Consider the following 21,918-nt stretch of genomic DNA (forward strand, 5'->3'; position numbering starts at 1 on the left):
GGGAGTTTGTGACTTTCAGATTCGGTTGTCCGAAGGATGGGGTCAAGCGCGGGGCCGGCTGTCCCCGCGCCCGGCCATGGGTGTCGCGTCAGCCGGCGCTAGACCCCGACAGACCGGTTGTCAGAGCCTCCTGTGCGGAGTAAGGCGCCTGGTCATCGGCGGGTCGAATGCGGGTGTAGCTGCCATCCGGTTGCAGGGACCATGCGGTGGCGGTGTCGCGCAGGTAGTTGAACAGGGATTCCTCGGCCACGCGGTCGCGCAGCTCCGGGTCGCGCACCGGGAAGGCCACCTCGACGCGGCGGAAGAAGTTGCGCGGCATCCAGTCGGCACTGGAAAGGAACACCTCGGGGTTGCCGGCGTTCTCGAAGTAGAACACCCGGGAGTGTTCGAGGAAGCGGCCCAGCACCGAGCGTACTTCGATGGTTTCCGATATGCCGGGGACCCCGGGGCGCAGGCTGCAGATGCCGCGTACGATCAGCTGGATCGGCACTCCGGCCTGGGAGGCGCGATACAGGGCCTGAATGACGCGTGTCTCGTTAAGCGAATTCATGCGTGCGACGATGCGGGCGGGTCGCCCGGCGCGGGCGTTTTCGATCTCGCGGTCGATCTTCTCCAGCAGCGCGTCGTGCAGGTGGAACGGTGCCTGCAGCAGCTGGCGCAGCCGGGAGACCTTGCCCAGGCCGGTGAGTTGCTGGAACACGCGGTGGACGTCCTCGGTGAGTACCGGATCCGCGGTCAGCAGGCCGAAATCCGTGTAGGCCTTGGCGGTGCCGGAATGGTAATTGCCCGTGCCCAGGTGGGCATAGCGGGTGATGCGGTCGCCGTCGCGGCGCACGACCAGGGCCAGCTTGGCATGCGTTTTGTAGCCCACCACGCCGTAGGTCACGTGGACGCCGGCATCCTGCATGCGGTTGGCCAGTTCGATGTTGTCGGCCTCGTCGAAGCGGGCGCGCAGTTCGATCACCACGGTGACTTCCTTGCCGGCCTGGGCGGCCGCGATCAGGGTTTCCACCAATGGCGACCGGGTTCCGGTGCGGTACAGCGTCTGCTTGATGGCCAGCACCCGCGGGTCGGCCGCGGCCTGGCGCAGGAACTCCACCACCGGCATGAACGACTGGTACGGGTGGTGAAGCAGCAGTTCCTGCTCACGAATGCAGGCGAAGATGCCGGAGCCGGTGGCGTCGCTCCGGGGGAGTGCGGGCAGCAGCGGCGGGAACTTGAGATCCGGCCGATCCACCAGCTCGTGCACGGCCATCAGCCGGTTCAGGTTCACCAGGCCGGTGACCTGATACAGGTCTTCGGGAGACAGGTTGAACTGCCGCAGCAGGAACTCGGCGGCCTCCTGCGGGCAGTTGTCTGCGACCTCGAGGCGTACGCCGGCCCCATAGTTGCGCTGCGGCAGCTCGCCCTCGAGGGCATTCAGGAGGTCGTCGATTTCCTCCTCCTGTACGAACAGGTCCGAGTTGCGCGTCAGCCGGAACTGATAGCAGCCGGTGACCTTCATGCCCTTGAACAGTTCGTCCACATGCGCATGCAGGATCGAGGACAGCAGCACGAAGTCGTTATCGCCGCCGGCGACCTCGCGCGGCAGGCGGACCAGCCGCGGCAGGGAGCGTGGTGCCTGAACCACGGCGCGGCCCGATTCGCGCCCAAAGGCGTCCTTGCCCTTCAGGGTGACGATGAAGTTCAGGCTCTTGTTCAGGATGCGTGGGAACGGATGCGCGGGGTCGAGCCCGATCGGGCTGAGCACTGGCTGCAGCTGTTCGCGGAAGTACTGGCGCACCCAGTCGCGCTGGGTGGCATCCCAGTGCGAGCGGCGCACGAAATGGATGCCCTCGGCGGCGAGCGCCGGGATCAGTTCGTCGTTGAGCGTGCGGTACTGCGCCGCCACCAGCTCGTGCGCGCGCGGGGCAATCTGGCGCAGCTGTTCCGTCGCCGACAGGCCGTCCGGGCCCGGGGCCTGGACGTTCAGCTCCACCTGCTGGCGCAGGGAGCCCACCCGGACTTCGAAGAATTCGTCCAGGTTGGTGGAGGAGATGCTGAGGTAGCGCAGGCGCTCGAGCAGCGGAAAGGCGGGATCCTGGGCGAGGGCGAGTACCCGGCGGTTGAATTCCAGCAGGGACAGTTCGCGATTCAGGAATAGCTCGGGTTGGGTCACGTCGGCATCCGTCATGCACGACTCGCGGCAGAAGTGGGTCCGCGAGTGTATGGCGCCATTATGTCAGTTCCGTGAACGTGGCTGGCAGGCCGCCGCCGTCCGAAGGCCCCGGCCCGGGTGGCTGAACTGCGGGCCGGGGGAGCCTGACGCTATACTTGCAGGTATTGTTCACGCAGCGCCTTTCGCTGCCTTTCGGAGAAGTCGCTTGGCCGAGTTTACCCTGACACTGCACGCCCCGGACCCCTCGCAGCCGGACCTGCGCAAGGTCTCGGTGGAGGCCGCAGGCGAGCTGCCTGAATACGGGCAGGTCTGGGTGTGGGACATCCTCTACGCCCAGCAGTTGTTCGCGCTTGGCGAGATCCAGGCGGCGCAGGAGCTGAAAGAGGCCCTGGAGCTGTGGGCGGTGAACATGTCCAGCAAGGTCTTTCAGCCGCATGGCCACATCCTCGCAAAGGGCTACCTCGATCTGTCCGAGGACCTCGAGCTGGTGAAGGGTGATGCCGTGCCCGCCGCCAGCGCCGCGGACCGCCAGGTAGTGGTGAGCGTGGACGGGCAGGCCGGGCAGCTCCCGGACGTGCGCGTGGCGCCGGACGACCTGGAGGCCGGCGAGCGCAAGGCCCTGGTGCTCGGGCTCGGGCAATACTTCAATTTCGAGAACCCGATGTTCGCCCGCGAACTGCCCATCCATGTGCTGGCGATGCGCAAGTACCACGCGGACATCAACCTGCCGCACACGCGGGAGGCCCTGGACGAAGCCCCGTTCTTCGCCATCCAGAAGGCGATGGAATACTTCCAGGCGGCCAATCAGGGCACTGTGCAATAGCTCGCGTTCTCCCTGCGCTGGATCCGGACCCCGTGCTACGGTCGCGGCCATGAGAACCGTCTATTCCGCCGCCGACCCCGTGATGGCCGGGTTCATCGAGGACCTGCTGAAAGAGGCCGGGATACCGGCGTACGTGAACCAGGCCGGGCTCATGGGCGCCGCCGGGGAGGTCCCGCCGACCGAGATATGGGCGCGCATCATGGTGGTACACGAGGAGCAGGCCGAGGAGGCACGGGCCCTCATACTGGAGTACCTGGAGGGCGAGCCGGAACATGACGGCCGCGACTGGAAGTGCCCGCGCTGCGGCGAGGTGATCGAACCCCAGTTTACCCAGTGCTGGAACTGTGGCCGCGAGAAGCCGCAGGGCCGCTGACGAGGGGAGTCCCCGGGCGTTTCGCAGGCCGGGCCATTCGGCTCTCCCGCTGCCGGGGGAGGCTCAATCGGGGCGCCCGTTGCCCCCGCCGTATTGCGCACGAACCCGCTGGATATAGGTCTGTGTCTCGCGAAATGGCGGGATGCCCCCGTGGCGTTCTACTGCCCCTGGCCCCGCGTTGTAGGCTGCCAGGGCCAGATCCAGGTCACCTTCGAAGCGCTCCAGCATGGCCGCGAGATAGCGCGTCCCGCCATCGATGTTCTGCGCCGGATCAAAGCGGTCGGACACCCCCAGCTCCGCGGCCGTGGCCGGCATCAACTGCATAAGCCCGTGGGCGCCCACGCGGGAAACCGCCTGCGGATCAAAGCAGGATTCGACATGGATGACAGCCTGCACCAGGGTCGGGTCCATGCCCTGCCGGGCGGCGGCGTTATGGATGAGATCGGCAAATTCGCCGCCCCCGCTGGCCAGCGCCCGGCGTGCGCGCTCGCCGCACTGCGCGCGCGCGGTGGGCCGGCCGAAGGTCGCGATCAGCTCCATGCCCGTATCCTGCCGTCGCTGGTTGGTGACCAGGCGTTCGCCACCGGGGCCCTGGAACACGAAGATCTGGCTGGGGGACCAGTCGCCCGCCGCCTGGCCGGACCCTGGGGAAGCAGCACCCGCACCGGAGGAGCGGATGGTTTCGTAGGGATGTCCCTGCGGGCGTTCGTCGGTCAGTACCCGTGCACCCGACGCATCCCGGTAGGTGTAGAGTTCTGCGCTGGCAGGGGTGATGAGCAGCAGCCCTGCCAGTGCGGCGGCTAGCCGCAGCATGCGGCCGGCGGAATGCTTACCATGATGCCTTGCGTTCAACCCCGTCTCCCAGGCTCGTGCGCGAGCCGAGTACCGATCCCGATGAGCGAGACCCCGTCCACAGTGTGCATTATGGCGCCGGAAAGCGCGCGGCTGGAAGAGCGCGTGGGGTGCCTGCTGGCCGGCACCGGCGTGATTGCGCCAAGCATCGAGGTGCTGGCATCGGTGGACTCGACCAATCGCTATCTGCTGGATACCTGCGGTGACCTGGATGCCCCGGCTCGGGCCTGCATGGCACTGGAGCAGACCGCCGGGCGTGGCCGGCGCGGCCGCGTATGGCAGTCACTGCCCGGGGCGGGGCTTGCGCTGTCGCTGGCCTGGCCGCTGCCGCCCGGGCCAGTCTCGTCAGGCTATCCGGTGGGGGTCGGGGTGGGCGTGATCCAGGCCCTGGAGGCACTGGGTGTGGACCGCGTGCGGCTGAAGTGGCCCAATGATCTGGTCGTCGGGCCTGCGAAGCTGGGGGGTATCCTGGTGGAACAGCGGCAGGCACAGAGCGGCCGCCCCGGGTGGCTGGTGGTCGGGATCGGTCTGAACCATGAAGGGGCCGGGGCGCTGCGCCTTGGGCGGGTGGTCACCGATCTTGCCGCACAGATGGCGGACCCGGTCCCGGCGCAGGAGGCGATCGCCGCGCAGATCATCGCACGCCAGTGCCTGATCCACCCGGGCCTGCTGCGGCGGGGGATCCGGCCGCTGGCATCCGAGCTGCAGCGTCTGGACAGTCTCCGCGGCCGCGCCGTCCAGGTGCTGGACGACGGTCGCCAGGGGCACGCCCTCGGGATCGACCCGGACAGTGGCTGCCTGCGGGTCGAGTTCGAGGGTGAGGGTGTGCGCCACCTGCATTCCGGAGAAGTGTCGGTACGGAGCGATGAACATGCCTGACGTGGCGCTGGTGGATATCGGCAGCAGTCGTGTGAAGTGGCAGGTGCGTGCCGCTGACGGGGAAGTCGTGGGCTCCGGGGCGAACCGGCAGCCGGAGGGTTGCGCGCGGGCCCTCGGCTCCATGGCGCAGGAGGTGACGATCGGGGCGGTATGGGTATCGCGCGTGGGGCCGGAGTCGCGCGAGCGGGCATTCTGCTCGGAGCTTGCGGCCAGCGGGTTGGCGGCATCGGTTCACGTCGTGCGCGTCGCGGCGGAGGGGCCGCATGGCCTGCACAGTAGTTATGCCGCGGACCAGCTGGGGGTGGATCGCTACTGTGCGCTGGTGGCCGCCCGCGCCCACGCCACCGGGCCGGTGGTGGTCGTGGATGCGGGCACGGCGGTTACCGTCGACATGCTGCAGGCGGACGGACGTCATGCCGGGGGCTATCTGCTGCCCGGGCGGCAGCTGGGCTGGGAGGCCCTGCAGGGGCGCCTGTCGGACCGTATTGCTCCGCGCGACGCCACCCAGTGGCCGGAAGACCTGGGCGCCGCGCCCGGCTTGAACAGCACCGAGGCCCTGGAACGGGGCTGGGGGCTGGGGCTGGCCGCCGCGCTGGACGGCCTGATTGCGCATGCGGCTGCCGGCATCCAGCCGAGCCCGGCATGCTGGCTGACCGGGGGGGATGCCTACTGGCTGGCGCCGCTGATGCGGTCGGAGTCGGTGATCTTTCCGAACCTGGTGCTGGACGGCCTGTGGGAGCTGGCGCACTGGGAGGGAGGCTGAATGCGCTGGGTGGTGCTGGCCCTGGTGCTGCTGAACGCCGGGTATCTCACCTGGGCCTGGTATGACGGACGCCTGGACCCGGACCCCTATGCGGATGTGCCGGCACTGGAGCCGGGCGGGCGCGAGATCGAACTGCGCGAGGCCTGGTTGCAGGACCCGGGTGCGGCTACCACGCTGGATGGGGCATCCCGCGAGTCGGCCGGCCCCGGGCGCGCGCATCCCTGACAGTCGCGCCCGGTTTGGGGCGGAGCGGGGTACAGCCGTCGTCTGACGGCAGGATGAGGGCTCAGGCCGCCCCGAGGCGGGTTGCCACCGCCGTGTTCCAGCCGACCTCGAGGGCCTCTCCGTTGGCGCCGTGCTCGATGACCGGGCGCTTGATCAGTGTCGGGTGCGCCTGCATCAGTGCGAGCGCGCGATCTGCGTTCATGTCCGAGCGTTCGTCTTCCGGGAGCTGACGCCAGGTGGTGCCGCGACGGTTCACCAGCGCCTCCCATCCAGCGACCTCTACCCAGCGCTGCAGGCGCGCCGGCTCCAGCCCGTCCTTGCGCAGATCCACGAAGCGCACGCTCACGCCGGCCGCATCCAGCGCCCGGCGTGCCTTGCGCACGGTGTCGCAGTTGGCGATCCCGTAGAGCGTGACCTCAGACATCCCGCAGCAGGGCGTTCAGGCCGACCTTGGCCTTGGTCTTTTCGTCCACGCGCTTCACGATCACCGCGCAGTACAGCGAGTACTTGCCGTCCTTCGACGGCAGGTTGCCCGGCACCACCACCGCGCCGGCCGGTACGCGGCCGTACAGGATCTCGTCGTTCTCGCGGTCGTAGATGCGGGTGGACTGGCCGAGGTACACGCCCATGGAGATTACCGCGCCTTCCTCGACGATCACGCCCTCGACCACCTCGGAGCGCGCGCCGATAAAGCAGTTGTCCTCGATGATGGTCGGGGAGGCCTGCAGCGGCTCCAGAACGCCGCCAATGCCGACGCCGCCGGACAGATGCACGTTCTTGCCGATCTGGGCGCAGGAGCCGACGGTGGCCCAGGTGTCGACCATGGTGCCCTCGTCGACGTAGGCACCGATGTTCACGTAGGAGGGCATCAGCACCACGTTGGGGGCGATGTAGCTGCCGCGGCGGGCGGTGGCCGGCGGTACCACGCGCACGCCGCCCTCGCGGAAGTCGCGGCTGGAGGTGTCGGCGTACTTGGACGGGACCTTGTCGTAGTAGTTGGTGAAACCGCCCTTGATGAACTCGTTCTCGGCAATGCGGAACGACAGCAGCACGGCCTTCTTCAGCCACTCGTTGACGACCCAGTCGCCGTCCTTTTTCTCGGCGACGCGGGCCTGGCCGCTGTCCAGCATCTCCATGGCCTGGTTCACGGCGTCGCGCACGCCGGTTTCCACATTGCGCGGGTTGATCTCGGCGCGGCGTTCAAAGGCGGTTTCGATCGTGCTTTGGATGTCAGACATGAGAAGTTCCTTGTAAGGCGTTAATTGTTTGTGGATTCATACAGGCCGGCGATGCGCTCGGCGGCCTCGATACAGGCGGCGGGCTCGGCCACCAGGGCCATGCGCACGTGGCCGGCGCCGGGATTGTGCCCGGTGGCCGGATCGGTCCGCGAAAGATAGCGCCCGGGCAGCACGGTCACGCCGGCCTCGGCATACAGGCGGCGGGCGAAGGCCTCGTCGTCGCCGTCCGGCACCCGGGGCCAGAGGTAGAAGCCGGCGGCGGGCATGCTGACGTCGACCACGCCTTCGAGCCGGGGCACGACCGCCGCGAACTTTTCCGCGTACAGTGCCCGGTTGTGCTCGACGTGGCTCTCGTCGGCCCAGGCCGCCTGGCTGACGGCCTGGGTGGGCGGGGGCAGGGTGCAGCCGTGATAGGTGCGATAGAGTGCAAAGCGGTCCAGCAGGTCACCATCGCCGGCGACGAACCCGGAGCGCAGGCCGGGCAGGTTGGAGCGCTTGGACAGGCTGTGAAACACGATGCAGCGCTCGAAGGCGGTGTTGCCCATGCGCGCCGCGGCCCCCAGAAGCCCGGCCGGCGGCGTGGCGTTGGGGTGATAGATCTCGGAGTAGCACTCGTCGGCCGCGATCACGAAGTCGTGCCGGTCGGCGAGGCGAATCAGTTCCTGCATGGCTGTCTCGGACATGCAGGCCCCCGCCGGATTGCCGGGGTTGCAGATGTAGACCAGCTGCACGGCATCCCAGGTGGTGGCGTCGATGTTCGAGAAATCCGGCAGGTAGCCGTTTTCCGGCGCGAGATCGTAAAACACGGGTTCGGCTCCGGCGAGCAGGGCCGCCCCCTCGTAGATCTGGTAGAACGGATTGGGCATCAGCACGCGCGCGCCGGGGGTGTCGGCGACCACCGCCTGGGCAATGGCAAACAGGCCCTCGCGGGTGCCGCTGACGGGCAGAACCTGACGCCCCGCATCCAGCGCATCCAGGCGAAAGCGGCGCTGCAGCCAGGTCGCGATGGCCTCGCGCAGCGCGGGTTCCCCGCGGGTGCTGGGGTAGTGGTTGTAGCCCTGGATGGATGCACGCAGCACCGGCTCCACAAACCCCGGAAGGGCGTGGCGCGGCTCACCGATCGACAGGGCGATGGGTTCCAGCCCCTGCGGCTGATCGAGATCCGCGAACAGTGCGCGCAGGCGTTCGAACGGATAAGGCTGCAGCCGGTCGAGGCGGGGGTTCATGGCGGTGGCGGGTCCTGTACGGGGCGCGTAACGAAAGACCGCGCAGTATACCGAAGCCGGGCGGCCGGCGGCACGCCGTCCGGCCGGCGTATGTGTGCGGGATCCGTGCTCTCTACTCCGACTTGTCGGGGCGGGTGTACCAGAACCAGGCACCGCATCGCGAGCGCAGGGTCCAGGGCAGCAGCAGAACCTGGGCGAGCAGCCCCGCCTGGCGCAGCAGACCGAACCATTCGGCCTTGCGCCCGGAGGTGGCTACCGGCACATCCAGGATCACGAAGCGCTGGTTGTGGCGCCGCCCCCAGCGGCGCAGGGCGCGCGACAGCCAGACCTCCTCGCCGGCGTACACGCGCTCGCTGAAGCCGCCGGTCGCCGCGAAGGCCCGGCGGGTGCAGAACAGGTAGCAGCCGGCGCCGAGCCGTAACCGCCGCGCCAGGGCGTTCCAGGCCCTGGCCCCTGCGCGATAGAGCGGATGGGGCAGATCGTCGAAGGCGACCACGGTGCCACCGCCACAGACCTGCCCGCCCGCCAGCGCCGCCACGGTGGCCTGCAGCAGCTCGCGGTCCGGCCAGGTATCGGCATCCACGAACAGCAGCCATTCGCCGCCTGCCGCACGGGCGCCGGCATTGCGGGCGCGACTGATCTGGCGTTCCGGCTCCGTTACCACGCGGGCGCCATGCTCGCCGGCAATGCGCGCGGTGGCATCGGTCGAGGCGTTGTCGACGACGATCAGTTCGTACCCGTTGGCGGTGGCCTGGGCGACCGCGTGCAGGTTGTCCAGCGTTCGCGGCAGCAGGCGCTCCTCGTTCCAGGCGGGGACGATGATCGACAGCCGGGGGCGGTCGGAACGGCGCACGGGAAGGCGGTGATCAGTAGGTGGGCATGGCGGGGTCGACGTCCCGCGCCCAGGCATCGATGCCGCCGGTCAGGTTGATCACATTGGAAAAGCCGCTGCGTTCCAGGAACCACGCGACCTGCTGGCTGCGCACACCATGATGGCAGATCACGACGGTCTCGGCCGCGGGGTCGAGTTCGCCGCTGGCGCTCGGGATCTGTCCCATGGGGAGCAGCCGGGAGCCCTCGATGTGGCAGTGCTGGAACTCCCATGGCTCACGCACATCCAGCAGCAGCGGCGGGGTATCGGTCTGCTGCAGGTAGTCGCGAAGTTCGACGGGGGAGAGCTGGCGCATAGGGGGTTCCGGGATCACAGGATGAAGACAAGACGCTAGGCCGCGACTCACGTGCAGGCAAGAGCCGCTGTCCGGCGTGGGGTGAGCGCCCCAGGGGTAAGCGGCTCGGGCGACGAATGGCCGCCGCGCGCTCAGTCGGCGCTGATGACCTGATTGCGGCCGGCGGCTTTCCCCTGATACAGGGCGCGATCCGCCCGTTTCATTACGTCGTTGATGCCTTCGTCATCCGGCCGAAAGGTGGCGATCCCGCAGGTGATGCTGGTGCTCAGGTCGGTCCCGGTTGCGCTCAGATCGAGGCCGGCGATGGCGGCGGTGATGTCCCGGGCCAGGCGGACAGTGACGACCTGATCGGCTTCGGGGAGGAGTACGGCGAACTCCTCCCCGCCCAGCCTCGCCGGTATGTCACTGGTGCGGATGTGTTCGGTGATACAGCGCGTACCGAACTGGAGCACCAGGTCTCCGGCGGCGTGGCCGTAGCGGTCGTTAATGGACTTGAAGTGGTCGAAGTCGAGCATGATCACGCTGGCCGGCGTTCCCGTGGCGCGGAAGTCGGTAAAGGCCTCCTCCAGCTGTTCGATGAAATAGCGGCGACTGTACAGGCCGGTCAGCGCATCGGTGTTGGAGAGTCGGCGCAGGCGCTGTTCCAGCTCCTTCTGCTCGGTGACATCGCGGACCGTCCCCAGCAGGATGCGCTGATCGCCCCGCGGGTGCATGTCCGCCAGTTCGTGCACCCAGCGAATCTCGCCGCCCGGCCGGATAATGCGATGCACGACATCGTGCAGGCCGGTCTCGTCGGCGCGGCGTTCGCTGGCCTCCACGGCCGGCAGATCATCCGGGTGGACCGCGGCCTTGAAGGCCTCCACGCTAGGGGTAAAGGTGGCCTTGTCGACCCCGAAGATCTCGTAGACCACATCCGACCAGTACAGCTCGCCGGTGACCAGGCTCCCTCGCCAGTACCCGAGCCGGCCAATGCTCTGCACCAGATCCAGTTGCCGCGCGAGTGCCTGCGACTCGGCGAGTGCCGCTCTGAGATCCGCTTTGGTCTTGCGGATATCGGTGATCTCGACGTGCGAGCCCGCCATCCATTCCGGCTGGCCGTCGTCGCTGCGTGTGACCACGCGGCCATGTCCGCGGATCCAGATCCAGGAGTCATCGCGGTGTCGCATGCGCGCATCGCAGTGGTAGAACTCCGTATCGCCCTGGAAGTGCGCCTCGAGCGCGGTCTCGCAGTGGAGAAGATCCTCCGGGTGCGCGAGCGCCCTCCAGGCCTCGATCGAGACTGGCTGCAGCTCATCCAGCCGATACCCCAGCATGCCGGCCCAGCGCTCGTTCACGCGGACCTCGCCGGTCTGCACGTTCCATTCCCAGGTGCCGAGATTGCTGCTGTCGATGATGGCCTGAAGCCAGAAACGGCGGTCTTCAGCGGGGGGCGGGTTCTGGTCTGGCACCGGCAGGGATCCTTGTATTCGGGATCAGGGGCGAGGCTGATCCGGCCTGGAAAGAGTCTAAATTATGGCCCTGTAGCAGGGAAACATGCGGTTTCCCATATGGACCAGGCGTGAGGGGGCAGGTGCAACGATCGCATGCCGGAAATCGGGCCGATTGCCTACGAACGAAAACGTCCCCGATCCGTCAGGACCGAGGGCGCTTGCGAGTACGGTTGTCCCGTCTGAATGGGCCAGATGCCCACCTTTGGGACAGCATCCGGTGAACGGGCCGTCCAAGCGGGTGAATAATGGCGACCCTGGAAGGAAGGCGGCGACGCTGCGCGTCTTGCCCTTTCGGATGGCGGCCGGTAGCCGCAACCTACGTGGCCGCGCTCGGGCTCGAATCGGAGTGCCTATGGAGGTTCGAATCTTCTGGGGTTTGGATCAACGAAAAAGGGCACCCGAATGTGGGTGCCCTCTCTCAGGAATATGGCGCGCCCGGAAGGATGGCTACGACGCTGCGCGTCTTGCCCTTCCGGGTGTCGGCCGTGGGCCGACACGTTCCTCGCTACGCTCGGGATCGAACCGGATTGTCTACGGAGGTTCGAATCCTTTGGGGGACTGGAAACGAAAAAGGGCACCCGAATGTGGGTGCCCTCTCTCAGGAATATGGCGCGCCCGGAAGGATTCGAACCTCCGACCACCTGGTTCGTAGACAGAATTAGCCTACACGTCACTGGTAGGCCAAAGCCTGCATAGATCGGCATTAATGAACACGGAAAAAACATAACGCTCTGAAAACTAAACGCTAAAAGCCCGTGCGTATCTGACGGATTAACCCTATTGCGCCCGGTTAGAGATGTCACAAAGGGCCTCTAAAGCCTGCCGCCTGTCACGGCGTGTGGCACAGGCCTTACGGGCCCTTTCGACCTCCTGGCGCTTTCAATGGCTGGGTGCTGTGCCGGGCTCGCAGAAGTCATATTCCTGCTATATCGATGCCTCCCAGGTCTCCATGGCTGTAACGCAGAAGAGGAGGCCTAGCTTGCAAGAGGAAGCGCCACCCTTTCTGGGGCTATCGAAATGGCGCATGGAAGCAAGGCGGGCGTCGCACACGTTTCGAGCACGTTGCAAAGAACTTGTGGTGTTGCCGAAGTTGTGGATGACTTCGGAGCGGGAGCGGAAGTCGTTGTTGGTGTGGCATGGGCTCCTATGGTCGGATGCATTTTGCGTCGGGGTTTCTGCGTTAAGGTGCGAAGGATGTTCGGCACAACGCGTAGCTTTGCCCGTGAATCTTTAAAAGCCGCTGGGCGAGTCGCTGTGGGCCGGTGGACCGGCACTGGGCACGAAGTTCCTCTGAGCTGGTTGCATCCGTGCCCTTGGGGTTTTGTCGGAGCTGGGGCGCCGCAGCCCCGATCCTGGAGAGACGCAGTCCCGCAATATATGCTTATCGGCGGCCCCGTGGAGTTGACTCGGGTCCTGTTTGTTGCCATCGTACGGACTGACGAGTCCGTCAGCATCGCTTGGGATCGGTCCTCCACGGCTCGACCCCAAGCGAAGTCACAGTGATCGTATTCCGCTTACGTACAGTGGAGAAACAGGGTAGGCCGTTAGTTAATGACACAGCATGACCAGCAGGTTACGACGAAGCGCACGCGGCTCTCGGCGGAGGAGCGGCGGGAGCAGATCCTAGGCGCTGCCGGGCCGCACTTTGCCGAGCACGGGTATCGATGCTCGGATATTCAGCATATCGCGGATGCCATCGGCGTTGGCAAAGGGACCATCTACCGCTACTTCCCGACGAAGGAAGATCTTTTCGTCGCTTGCGTGGAACGCGCGGTTGAAAGGATCAACACCCGTGCGTCGGTTGCGGCACAGAGGGGTCGGGATCCGGTAGTGAAGATGCGGCTTGCAGTGCGGTCTTACCTGGAGTTTTTCGATGAACACCCGGAAGTCATCGAGTTATTCATCCAGGAGCGTGCCGAGTTCAGGGATCGAGGAAAGCCGGTGTACTTCGTCCACTGGGAGCGTAACCGGCCTGACTGGAGTGTGTTGATGGATCAGCTCAGGGAGCAAGGCCGCTTCCGACAAATAGACTCCGCCGAAGCTGGCCGATTCTTCTCGTACGCCATGTACGGAACGGTTATCGCCCACAGGCTCACGGGCGAAACGTCTTCCTTAGTTGGGCGGACGGACTTAATCGTCGACATCATGCTCCACGGCATGCTTATACCCGATTCTGAGCCGGACACTCTCTGACCCTGACAGGTCGGCGGTCACATCACATCTAAGACTGAACACAACTGGAGAAGCCAGCGATGGCCACCTTCCGAATAAAGAACCACGGCCGGCGTATCGTGGCCGTTGGCGTACCAATGTTTGCTGCTTTGTTGCTGGGCGGTTGTTCTGGGGACGAACTGGGTCCCGACGAATCGGATCAGCCACGTCAGCCTGTGACCGTCGTCGCCGTGTCTCCAGTGACGGTGGATGTGCATCAGGACTACGCCGGTCGCGTCCACGGGGCACGAGAGGTGGAGGTTCGCGCCCGGGTCGAGGGCATTCTCGAACAGCGGCTGTACCAGGAGGGACAGTTGGTTGAACGGGGCGACGCTCTATTCCGCATAGACCCGGAGCCGTTCGAAGCGCGGCTAGAGGAGGCAGCAGCTCAGCGGGAATCTGCCCGGGCCGACCTGGAAGAAGCCGAGCGTGAGTGGCGCCGGATTGAGCGGCTGTATGAACGTGATGCCATCAGCGAGCGGGAGCGCGACTCAGCTCGATCCGCCGTGACACTCGCACGAGCTGGCGTATCGTTGGCGGAGGCGCATGTCACCCAAGCGCGCCTGCAACTGGATTACGCAACGGTGGAGGCACCGGTCTCCGGTGTCACAAGCCTGGAAGCGGTGCCGGAAGGCAGCTTGCTGGATCCAGGCACGCAGCTTACTACAATTGTGCAACACGACCCGGTGCATGTGCGCTTTGCCCTCCCAGAGGACGATGCCGCTATCCAGCGCACCGCGCGGCGCGCCCGCGCCGCCGACGGTGACGACCAGGACTACCGCCGTGAGGTGGCGCTGCTGCTGCCCGAGGGGGGTGAGTACGATCAGAACGGAGTAGTGGACTTCACCGCCAGCACCATCGACCACGGGACCGGTTCGGTGACCGCCCGAGCGGTGTTCGACAACCCGGACGGCGCCATAATCCCCGGCCAGTTCGTGCGGATCCGCGTGGTTCTGGAGACCCTGGACGACGTGTTCCGCGTACCGGAGACGGTCATCAGCGAAGGTTCCGACGGACCCCTGCTCTATGTGGTGGACGACGACGGCAACGCCAGTGCCCGCGCCGTGGAGCTCGGGCGAGTAGTCGACGGTGACCAGGTCGTGCTGAGCGGTCTCGACGACGGTGACCGGGTCATCATCAACGGCCACGCCTCTGTCGGCGACGGCGCACCGGTGGATATAACCGATGAGGAGGGCACCTGATGTTCCGCTTCTTCATCGACCGGCCGCTGTTCGCCTCGGTGGTCTCCATCATCATACTCATCATGGGTGGCGCGGCATTGGCCACGCTGCCCGTGGAACAGTACCCGGACGTGGTGCCGCCGGAAATCGTGGTCGAGGCCAGTTACCCGGGCGCTAGTGCCGAAGTGATCGCCGAGTCCGTGGCTGCGCCTCTGGAGCAGGAGATCAACGGCGTCGACGACATGATCTACATGGAATCGAGTAGCACCGACGCCGGCACGATCCAGCTGGTAGTGACCTTTGACATGGGTACCGACCCAGACCAGGCGGCGATCAACGTCAACAACCGGGTCCAGCGCGCGCTGGCACGTCTGCCAGAAGAAGTGCAGCAACAGGGCGTGCGAGTTGAAGCCCGCTCCACGGATATCCTGCAGGTCCTAGCACTATTCTCCAAGGACGGCAGCATGGATGACGTGGACATCAGCAACTATGCGCTGCTCAACGTTATCGACGAACTGGTCCGTCTCCCGGGTGTGGGGAACGCGTCGCTGTTCGGTGCCCAAGACTACTCCATGCGCGTGTGGCTTGATCCGGAGCGCATGGCGCAGTACCAGCTTACCTCGTCGGACATTGCCTCGGCCCTGCGGGAGCAAAACGCGCAGTTCGCTGCGGGTCGCATTGGCGCTCAGCCCGCTGAGGGCGATCAAGCCTTTACCTTCAGCGTCAGCACGCCAGGCAGGCTGACCGACCCTGAAGATTTCGAGGACGTCATCATTCGCAGCGACGCCGACGGGCAGTCTCTGCGCTTGGGGCAGGTGGCCAATGTTCAGCTTGGCGCTCAGAGCTACGATTTCTCCGCCACCTACAACAGCCAGCCCACTGTTCCCATTGGCGTGTATCTGCAACCGGGAGCCAACGCGGTGGATACGGCGGCGCGGGTCCGTGACGTGCTGGAGGAGATGGAACCGCGGTTCCCCGAGGGCCTTGAGTACGAGGTCCCCTACGACACCACCGATTTCATTGAGGCCTCCATCCAGGAGGTGTTGATAACCCTGGTCATCGCGCTGCTGCTAGTGATGGCGGTGACGTTTCTATTCCTGCAGCACCTGCGTAGCACGCTTATCCCGCTGGCGGCGATACCCGTCTCCCTGATCGGCACGTTCGCAGGCATGCAGGCACTTGGGTTTTCGGTCAACCTGCTGACGCTGTTTGGGCTCATCCTGGCCATTGGCGTGGTGGTGGATAACGCCATAATCGTCATGGAGAACGTCGAGCGGCTCATCAAGGAGAAGGCCTTGTCGGCCTACCACGCGTCCGTGGAGACCATGAAGCAGGTCTCCGGGGCAGTGGTGGCTTCCACCCTGGTGCTGGTGGCGGTGTTCGCTCCCGTGGCTTTTCTCGGTGGCTTGACCGGTGAGCTGTACCAGCAGTTCGCTATCACCATTGCGGTCTCGGTGGTGATCTCTGCCGTCGTTGCCCTTACCCTAACCCCCGCCATGTGCGCCATTTTGCTGGACAAACCGCTCAAGGAGCCGGTGGCGCCGCTGCGTTGGTTCAATACCGGGTTCGACCGTTTAACCAATGGGTTCGTCCGTGTCGTGCACTTCTTCCTGCGTCATGCCGTTGTGGGCGTACTGGCTTTCGTTGCCGTGATCGGGGTGGCTCTTTTCACCCTCTCGCGCATGGCTGATGGCCTCGTGCCACAGGAGGATCAGGGTTTCGTGCTGGTGGCTCCCATGCTGCCCGCCGGCGCGTCACTGGGGCGTACCGAGGCCTTCCGGGACGCCGTGACCGACCGGCTGGTCGGCATGGATGAGGTGGACGAGGTGGTGAGTTTTGCCGGCTTCGACATGATCGCCGGCGCTTTGCGCCCCAATGCGGGTGTCGGATTTCTCACGCTAGCGGATTGGAGCGAGCGCACCGGCGAGGGACAAGATGCTCAGGGCCTCGCAAACCGGTTCATGGGCATGGGGGCGCAGATGCAGGAGGGCAATATCCTCGCCTTTGTACCGCCTCCCATCCAGGGTCTGTCACTGACGGGTGGCGTAGAAGGATTTCTGCAAGTGCGTGGTGACGAGTCACCGGAAGAAATCCAAGCAATTGGCGAGCGCTTCGTCGCCGCCGCCAACGAACGCCCGGAGTTGGCCAACGTGAACGTTACCTTGGATACGAGTATTCCGCGGTACCACGCCGAGGTTGACCGGGAGAAGGCGCGCGCCGCGGGCGTGCCCATCGACCAGGTGTTCGGCGCCCTGCAGAGCACGTTTGGGGCCGACTACGTCAACGATTTCACCTTTGAGGGGCGTAACTGGCAGGTGAACATGCAGGCCCAGAGCGCCTACCGCAGTCACCCGGACGACCTCCGGCGGGTCTTCGTACGTAATGACGATGGTGACATGCTGCCGGTGAGCTCGCTGGTGACGCTGGAGCGCACTACCGGGCCCGACATTATTGATCGCTTCAACGTCTATCCGGCGGCGAAGATCATGGCGGATCCGGCGCCGGGTTATACGACCGGCGATGCCCTGGCCGCCATGCAGGCGGTGGAAGCGGAGGTGCTGTCGGACAATGAGTTGCTCGGTTGGACCGGAGAGGCTTACCAGCTCCAGGCGGCGGAGGCTGCCGGCGGCATTGCCTTCGCCTTGGGGCTGATCATGGTCTTCCTCATTTTGGTGGCCCAGTATGAGCGTCTGACTCTGCCTATTGCCGTCGCATCCGCAGTTCCGTTCGCTGTGTTCGGGGCGGCGCTTGCCTCGGCGCTGCGGGGGTTCCCCAACGACATCTACTTCCAGATCGGGCTGCTGGTGCTAATCGGTCTGGCGGCAAAGAACGCCATTCTCATCGTGGAGTTCGCGGCCCAGAACCGAAGCCAGGGCATGTCGTCTCTGGACGCCGCACTCGCGGCCGCCCGCCAGCGCTTCCGCGCCATCATGATGACCGCGCTGACGTTCATCATCGGCACCCTGCCGCTGGTGTTTGCCACCGGTGCCGGGGCAGTCAGCCGCCAAGAGATTGGCACCGTGGTGGTGGGCGGCATGATCGCCGCCAGCACCCTGGCGCTGCTGTTCGTGCCGCTGTTCTACAAACTGCTGGAGGACCTGGCCACATGGCAGAAGGGGCGGCGCGGGCGACGCAAGGAGGCAGCCCATGCGTAAGCTACTGAGTCTGGCTGCCACCACGATCCTGATCACGGGCTGCGCCGTGGGACCCGAGTACGAGCGGCCGGAAACCGACCTGCCCGATGAGTGGCCGGAGCACGAATTGTTCGACACCGCCGAAGATGCCGACTGGCAGGAGTGGTGGACGCACTTTGACGATCCGGAACTGGACGACCTGGTGGAGCGTGCCCTGGGAGAGAACCTGGATGTGCGGTTGCAGGCCGAGCGGGTGATGGAGGCCCACGCCCGCCTTGGCTTGGCGGATGCCGAACGCATGCCGACGGTGGATGCCCAGGCAGAAGCCGCGCGGGAACGCCAGCCCGAGGCGACCTCACCGCTCCCGGGCACTGCAGGCACCGGCAACCTGTTTTCGGTCTCGGGCATGCTCGGTTACGAGTTGGACCTCTGGGGCCGGCTCGCCAGCCAGCGGGAGGCCGCCGAGGCCATGCTGCTGGAGTCCGCTTTCAGCCGCGATGCCGTGCGTCTGAACGTCGCTACCGACGTAGTGACCACCTACATCAGCCTGCGTGCCGCGGAGGAACAGCTCGTCCTGACCCAGGAGACGGTCCGCTCACGGCAGCGGTCTCTGGACATTGAGGAGGCGCGCTACGAGGAGGGCAGTGCCGATGCGCTGGCTGTGCGCCAGGCCCGATCGGATCTGGAGGCCACCCGCGCCAGCCTGCCGCCGATGCGTGAACAGGTCATGACCCTGGAGAGCGCGCTCGCCGTGCTGGTGGGTGCGCAGCCGGGCGAGCTGCTCGGCGAGCTGGACTTCGGCGAAGGCCGTCTGCGCGAGTTGGGCCTACCGGATGCCATGCCCGAAGACACGCCCGCCGACATCCTCCGCCGTCGACCGGACATCCGCGCCGCCGAAGCGGGGTTGATGGCATCCACCGCCGAAATCGGCATCGCCGAGGCGAACCGGCTTCCGCAGGTCAGGCTCTCGGCCGTTCTCGGCACCGCCGCCACGGCCACCGGCGACCTATTCACCGGACCCTCCGAGACTTGGGGGCTGGGCGCATCGGTCGGTGGGCCGTTGTTCGACTTTGGGCGCAGTCGAGCGCAGGTGGAGACGGCGGAATCTCTACGGGCGCAGGCGGAGACCCAGTACAACATTACCGTAACCACCGCGTTTCGCGAGGTCCGCGACGCCCTGATCGCCTACGACATGAGCAGTGACCGCATAGAAGCCGTGGGGCGCCAGCTCGAGGCCATCGAGGATACCCGTGACATGTCCCAGCTACAGTATGACGAGGGGCTGACCGGGCGGTTCGAGCTGCTCGACGCCGAACGGGCTCTGCTTGAGGCGGAGCTGACGGCAGTTGAGGCCGCTCGGGACCGCCTGACCGCAACGGCCACTCTGTTCAAGGCCATGGGAGGGGCTGGCTGGGAAGGACACACAGCGCACGTCTTTGATGCTGAGGGTGCCGATGCCCGCTGACCGCTGACCGCGAGATTTTGGCCTTAACTTGCGCGTGGACACGCGAATGGTGAGTTCAATCTGTCGACACAATAGACATTCGACTATTCGTCCGGGAGCTTAAGAGGCCTTCTTGCGGGTATGGGAGCCTAGGAATAGGTGAAGATTAGGTGCATCGGACGGAGGATGAGGTTTCTCATGCTTCGAGATGTCGGGTCGGCGCGAGGGCGCCGCTTCGCCAAATCGGACACCCGAGCCCCAGATTGGGGAGCTGTACGGATTATTCAGGAGTGTATGCCGCGCTTCTGCGGAGGCGCACCGTCATCGCGAGGGGTTTTTAGTTGTTCACGCTGAGACGAAAAGGAAAGCATGGGCTGCAGCTCGAGAGAGTCCTGCAGAAGGGGGGCGCACACGAGGTTACCCTTTACCTGTTTACGCCTCATGATCGCGGGACTCTCGAACGCGCTCTTGGCGGAACGAAGGCGGTACCGGACCGCTGGCGTCATGGATTTCGGATGCTAGGCCTGCCTGCTGAAGATAAGGCAAGCCTAGCGGATACATCAATTTCTCTGCTGTCGCCGCACTACGAAGTTTTATGTGGCACTTGGCTGTCCCGTTACCAAGCTTCCATAGATCACCTTCGTCAGCGATTCGAAGACAGCGATAATTCCGAGGAGATTGTGAAACGCGCACTTAAGCTGAGCGAGAACTTAGCGCGCAGATTGCGACAGTTTCCCCCTGAGAGTAAAGCGCAGCTGTCATACTTCAGACGAATGGACATATATTTCTCATGGTACTCGGAACAGTTTTTCTTGGAATGCGCGAGCAAGCCCCAGTTTTCCAATTTGGGAGAACCATACAGCGGACGCGTCCGAGCCTATCTGGCTGCGGAGCGTCAATACAGAGAGCGGCAGGGATATTTGGCGGATTTCCGGGGCTCACCGACGCAAGTGTGGCACCGGATGGCGCTGTACCACAAATTGCTGGAGCACTCTGTCGTCACGAAGACCCGAACCACCGATTTGTGGCGCGCCACATACAGGGCAGTGAAGGCGCTCTACACGATGGTGATAATGACTTTATTTACTGTGCTTATATTCCACACGATAAGGGCAGTGCACAGGCTGACAATTACGCTGCTGATCATGATTGCGCTGATTCACGCGCTTCGAGATTATCTTCATGACGAAATGGTCAACAGGATCACGGGGTGGCTTCTCAAAGGAAGACCTCTGGCGAGGACGCAAATTCTGAAGCCGCTGACCGACGAGAGGATGGGTGCACAGTTGACTTGGTTTGATTACTTGCCTCAGGCGGGCCTACCAAGCAAGGTCAGGCGCAATGCGGGCAGGGGGCAGATTGGTGAGGAGATGCAAACGGTCCTCTACAGGGCACGTCTGATGTTGGAACCGAAGGCATTGGACCAGGGCCACGTCCAGGAGGTGGTGGGGCTGGACCTAGGACCCCTGTGCGAGCTAGTCGAAGGTGGACAGAAGCGGTTGTACTCCGGAAAGATTGGTGAAGCGATGCAGGACGGAGTTCAGGCCCATGACATCGAGCGGCAGCATATCTACACCTTGCTCGTGGTGTGCGCGGGTCCGGGTGATCCTGAGACAAGGGCGCAACGGTGGCGCGTTACCCTGTCAGGGTCTGGAATCACACAGTGCGAATCTAGGGAAGCGGACTGGCCTGCGGCAGGTGGGTGAGGCCGGTATGGCCCCTTGCAGGCGGGTGATATGGCGCGTCCTTGCGCCTCACCGGTGGAGTTCATAGTGCAAGCGCGACCCGGCGCGGTTCCCATTGTCCGGGTCAGTCAGGATTTGGATGGCTCATCTTTCCGTTCCCGTTTTTCCTGCCGTCGTTCCTTGAGACTCTTTTGGGCCTTCTTCTTCGGTTTTTCTTTGCTCATGATTCTTTCCTGTAGAGTGATATTGTCAGTGTTCGGGTGCGCCTCGGGGCCATTGCTAGGACGGCACGACGAGAGTGTTTCGGTCGCTTGATCGTTCCGGTGTGTGCCCGGAGCTAGGACCGAAAACGCGGTTAGTAAAGTAGCCTTGTACGAGGCGGACTGGATCGAGATCCGCCTCCTCGGGCGTTTGGGGCGTGCCCCAAAGAAGCTGGAACTTAGAGATTCGGCTACTCGTTCGGGCGATACGCGCAGGATGCAAAGGCCCAGGGTGCGCCGTCCTTATGTCTGTGAGATTGAGCATCCTTACGCTGGCGCGATTCGCACGTTGTCCGTGCGAAGCCGTGACGAGATTGGCGTGGGATTCTCCGAGATTTCTGAGTTCCGCCCGCAGTGAACGCTGTTCCTGTGTTGCGCGACCGGATCCGAGCGGGTTGTGCGGATACCATTGGGAAGATGCTTGATACACTTCGTGCTCCATTTCCGAAGATTGTGCAGACATAACGAGCCCGGCCCGACTTTTATATGAAAAGTCAGACGACAGCTTCGGTTGGGAGATCGGATAGCCGGACGCGATGCCGCGTCCGGCTTAGACCGGAAAGGTCAGGGAAGGACGGAACTGGACGATAAGGTACGTTTCCATCGGTGCTACCAAGCCTGAATGATCGGTTAGTAGAGCGACATATTTCGCGGTAGGTGGAACCTTAAGGCCAACCATAGGCCCGGGGTTCCGAAAAAGCAAATGGCGCTTTTCTGCAGGGCCCTCTCGAGGTCGATGCTATAAGCGAGGTCCTTGCGAGAACGGCCCGAACTAAATACGTGCGGCGG

Annotated in this window: 17 protein-coding genes and 1 pseudogene; 10 read left to right on the top strand and 8 right to left on the bottom strand. The window is 64.8% G+C overall.

The genetic code is table 11. The annotated features are described in order from the left end of the window. Positions 1-88 precede the first annotated feature (88 nt). The gene (gene ppk1, locus D000_RS0111805) at positions 89-2,173 is read right to left on the bottom strand and encodes a polyphosphate kinase 1 (protein WP_018873736.1); all 2,085 of its coding nucleotides are present in this window, start codon (positions 2,171-2,173) and stop codon (positions 89-91) included. A gap of 190 nt (positions 2,174-2,363) precedes the next feature. On the opposite strand from ppk1, the gene D000_RS0111810 reads away from it, so the two are divergent. Next, the gene (locus D000_RS0111810) at positions 2,364-2,981 is read left to right on the top strand and encodes a hypothetical protein (protein WP_018873737.1); all 618 of its coding nucleotides are present in this window, start codon (positions 2,364-2,366) and stop codon (positions 2,979-2,981) included. Between the two features lie 49 nt (positions 2,982-3,030). Then, entirely contained in the window at positions 3,031-3,354 is a 324-nt protein-coding gene (locus D000_RS0111815; RefSeq protein ID WP_018873738.1) for a DUF2007 domain-containing protein, read from the top strand. 63 nt (positions 3,355-3,417) lie between these two features. On the opposite strand, the gene D000_RS0111820 is transcribed toward D000_RS0111815, so the two are convergent. Further along, positions 3,418-4,167 carry a lytic transglycosylase domain-containing protein gene (locus D000_RS0111820; RefSeq protein ID WP_018873739.1) on the bottom strand — a complete coding sequence of 250 codons (750 nt, stop codon included), beginning with the start codon at positions 4,165-4,167 and terminating at the stop codon, positions 3,418-3,420. Positions 4,168-4,278: 111 nt separating this feature from the next. Between D000_RS0111820 and D000_RS0111825 the strand changes: the two genes are divergently transcribed. From D000_RS0111825 to D000_RS0111835, 3 genes and pseudogenes are all read left to right on the top strand, one after another. Next, complete coding sequence (locus D000_RS0111825; protein ID WP_018873740.1) at positions 4,279-5,085, top strand: biotin--[acetyl-CoA-carboxylase] ligase; 807 nt, start codon at positions 4,279-4,281, stop codon at positions 5,083-5,085. Next, positions 5,078-5,882 (top strand): annotated as a pseudogene (locus tag D000_RS0111830) (type III pantothenate kinase). The gene D000_RS0111825 and the pseudogene D000_RS0111830 overlap by 8 nt, the downstream one beginning before the upstream one ends. Then, positions 5,849-6,073 (top strand): hypothetical protein, encoded by a 225-nt coding sequence (locus D000_RS0111835; protein ID WP_018873742.1) that lies wholly within the window; start codon positions 5,849-5,851, stop codon positions 6,071-6,073. The pseudogene D000_RS0111830 and the gene D000_RS0111835 overlap by 34 nt, the downstream one beginning before the upstream one ends. Positions 6,074-6,134: 61 nt before the next feature. On the opposite strand, the gene D000_RS0111840 is transcribed toward D000_RS0111835, so the two are convergent. The 6 genes from D000_RS0111840 to D000_RS0111865 all read right to left on the bottom strand — a co-directional run bounded on the left by D000_RS0111840 (position 6,135) and on the right by D000_RS0111865 (position 11,172). Next, positions 6,135-6,497 (bottom strand): arsenate reductase, encoded by a 363-nt coding sequence (locus D000_RS0111840; RefSeq protein ID WP_018873743.1) that lies wholly within the window; start codon positions 6,495-6,497, stop codon positions 6,135-6,137. Then, positions 6,490-7,311 carry a 2,3,4,5-tetrahydropyridine-2,6-dicarboxylate N-succinyltransferase gene (dapD, locus tag D000_RS0111845; RefSeq protein WP_018873744.1) on the bottom strand — a complete coding sequence of 274 codons (822 nt, stop codon included), beginning with the start codon at positions 7,309-7,311 and terminating at the stop codon, positions 6,490-6,492. The genes D000_RS0111840 and dapD overlap by 8 nt, the downstream gene beginning before the upstream one ends. A 20-nt stretch (positions 7,312-7,331) precedes the next feature. After that, positions 7,332-8,537 carry a succinyldiaminopimelate transaminase gene (gene dapC / locus D000_RS0111850; protein WP_018873745.1) on the bottom strand — a complete coding sequence of 402 codons (1,206 nt, stop codon included), beginning with the start codon at positions 8,535-8,537 and terminating at the stop codon, positions 7,332-7,334. Between the two features lie 112 nt (positions 8,538-8,649). Continuing rightward, entirely contained in the window at positions 8,650-9,390 is a 741-nt protein-coding gene (locus tag D000_RS0111855; RefSeq protein ID WP_018873746.1) for a glycosyltransferase, read from the bottom strand. 13 nt (positions 9,391-9,403) lie between these two features. Beyond that, positions 9,404-9,724, bottom strand: a complete 321-nt coding sequence (locus tag D000_RS0111860; RefSeq protein WP_018873747.1) for a rhodanese-like domain-containing protein — start codon at positions 9,722-9,724, stop codon at positions 9,404-9,406. 131 nt (positions 9,725-9,855) lie between these two features. Then, a complete protein-coding gene (locus tag D000_RS0111865; RefSeq protein WP_018873748.1) occupies positions 9,856-11,172 on the bottom strand; it encodes a sensor domain-containing diguanylate cyclase in 1,317 nt (438 codons plus the stop codon). A gap of 1,593 nt (positions 11,173-12,765) precedes the next feature. Between D000_RS0111865 and D000_RS0111870 the strand changes: the two genes are divergently transcribed. The 5 genes from D000_RS0111870 to D000_RS0111890 all read left to right on the top strand — a co-directional run bounded on the left by D000_RS0111870 (position 12,766) and on the right by D000_RS0111890 (position 20,890). Beyond that, positions 12,766-13,407 (top strand): TetR/AcrR family transcriptional regulator, encoded by a 642-nt coding sequence (locus tag D000_RS0111870; protein WP_018873749.1) that lies wholly within the window; start codon positions 12,766-12,768, stop codon positions 13,405-13,407. Positions 13,408-13,601: 194 nt separating this feature from the next. Continuing rightward, complete coding sequence (locus D000_RS0111875; protein ID WP_231364676.1) at positions 13,602-14,627, top strand: efflux RND transporter periplasmic adaptor subunit; 1,026 nt, start codon at positions 13,602-13,604, stop codon at positions 14,625-14,627. Next, the gene (locus D000_RS0111880) at positions 14,627-17,761 is read left to right on the top strand and encodes an efflux RND transporter permease subunit (RefSeq protein ID WP_018873751.1); all 3,135 of its coding nucleotides are present in this window, start codon (positions 14,627-14,629) and stop codon (positions 17,759-17,761) included. Before D000_RS0111875 ends, D000_RS0111880 begins: the two co-directional genes overlap by 1 nt. Further along, entirely contained in the window at positions 17,754-19,205 is a 1,452-nt protein-coding gene (locus D000_RS0111885) for an efflux transporter outer membrane subunit (RefSeq protein ID WP_018873752.1), read from the top strand. The genes D000_RS0111880 and D000_RS0111885 overlap by 8 nt, the downstream gene beginning before the upstream one ends. Before the next feature lie 320 nt (positions 19,206-19,525). Beyond that, the gene (locus D000_RS0111890; RefSeq protein WP_231371017.1) at positions 19,526-20,890 is read left to right on the top strand and encodes a hypothetical protein; all 1,365 of its coding nucleotides are present in this window, start codon (positions 19,526-19,528) and stop codon (positions 20,888-20,890) included. The last annotated feature ends 1,028 nt before the right edge of the window (positions 20,891-21,918 follow it).

This window comes from Thioalkalivibrio sp. ALJ16 (assembly GCF_000377345.1).
Taxonomy (GTDB): Bacteria; Pseudomonadota; Gammaproteobacteria; order Ectothiorhodospirales; family Ectothiorhodospiraceae; genus Thioalkalivibrio.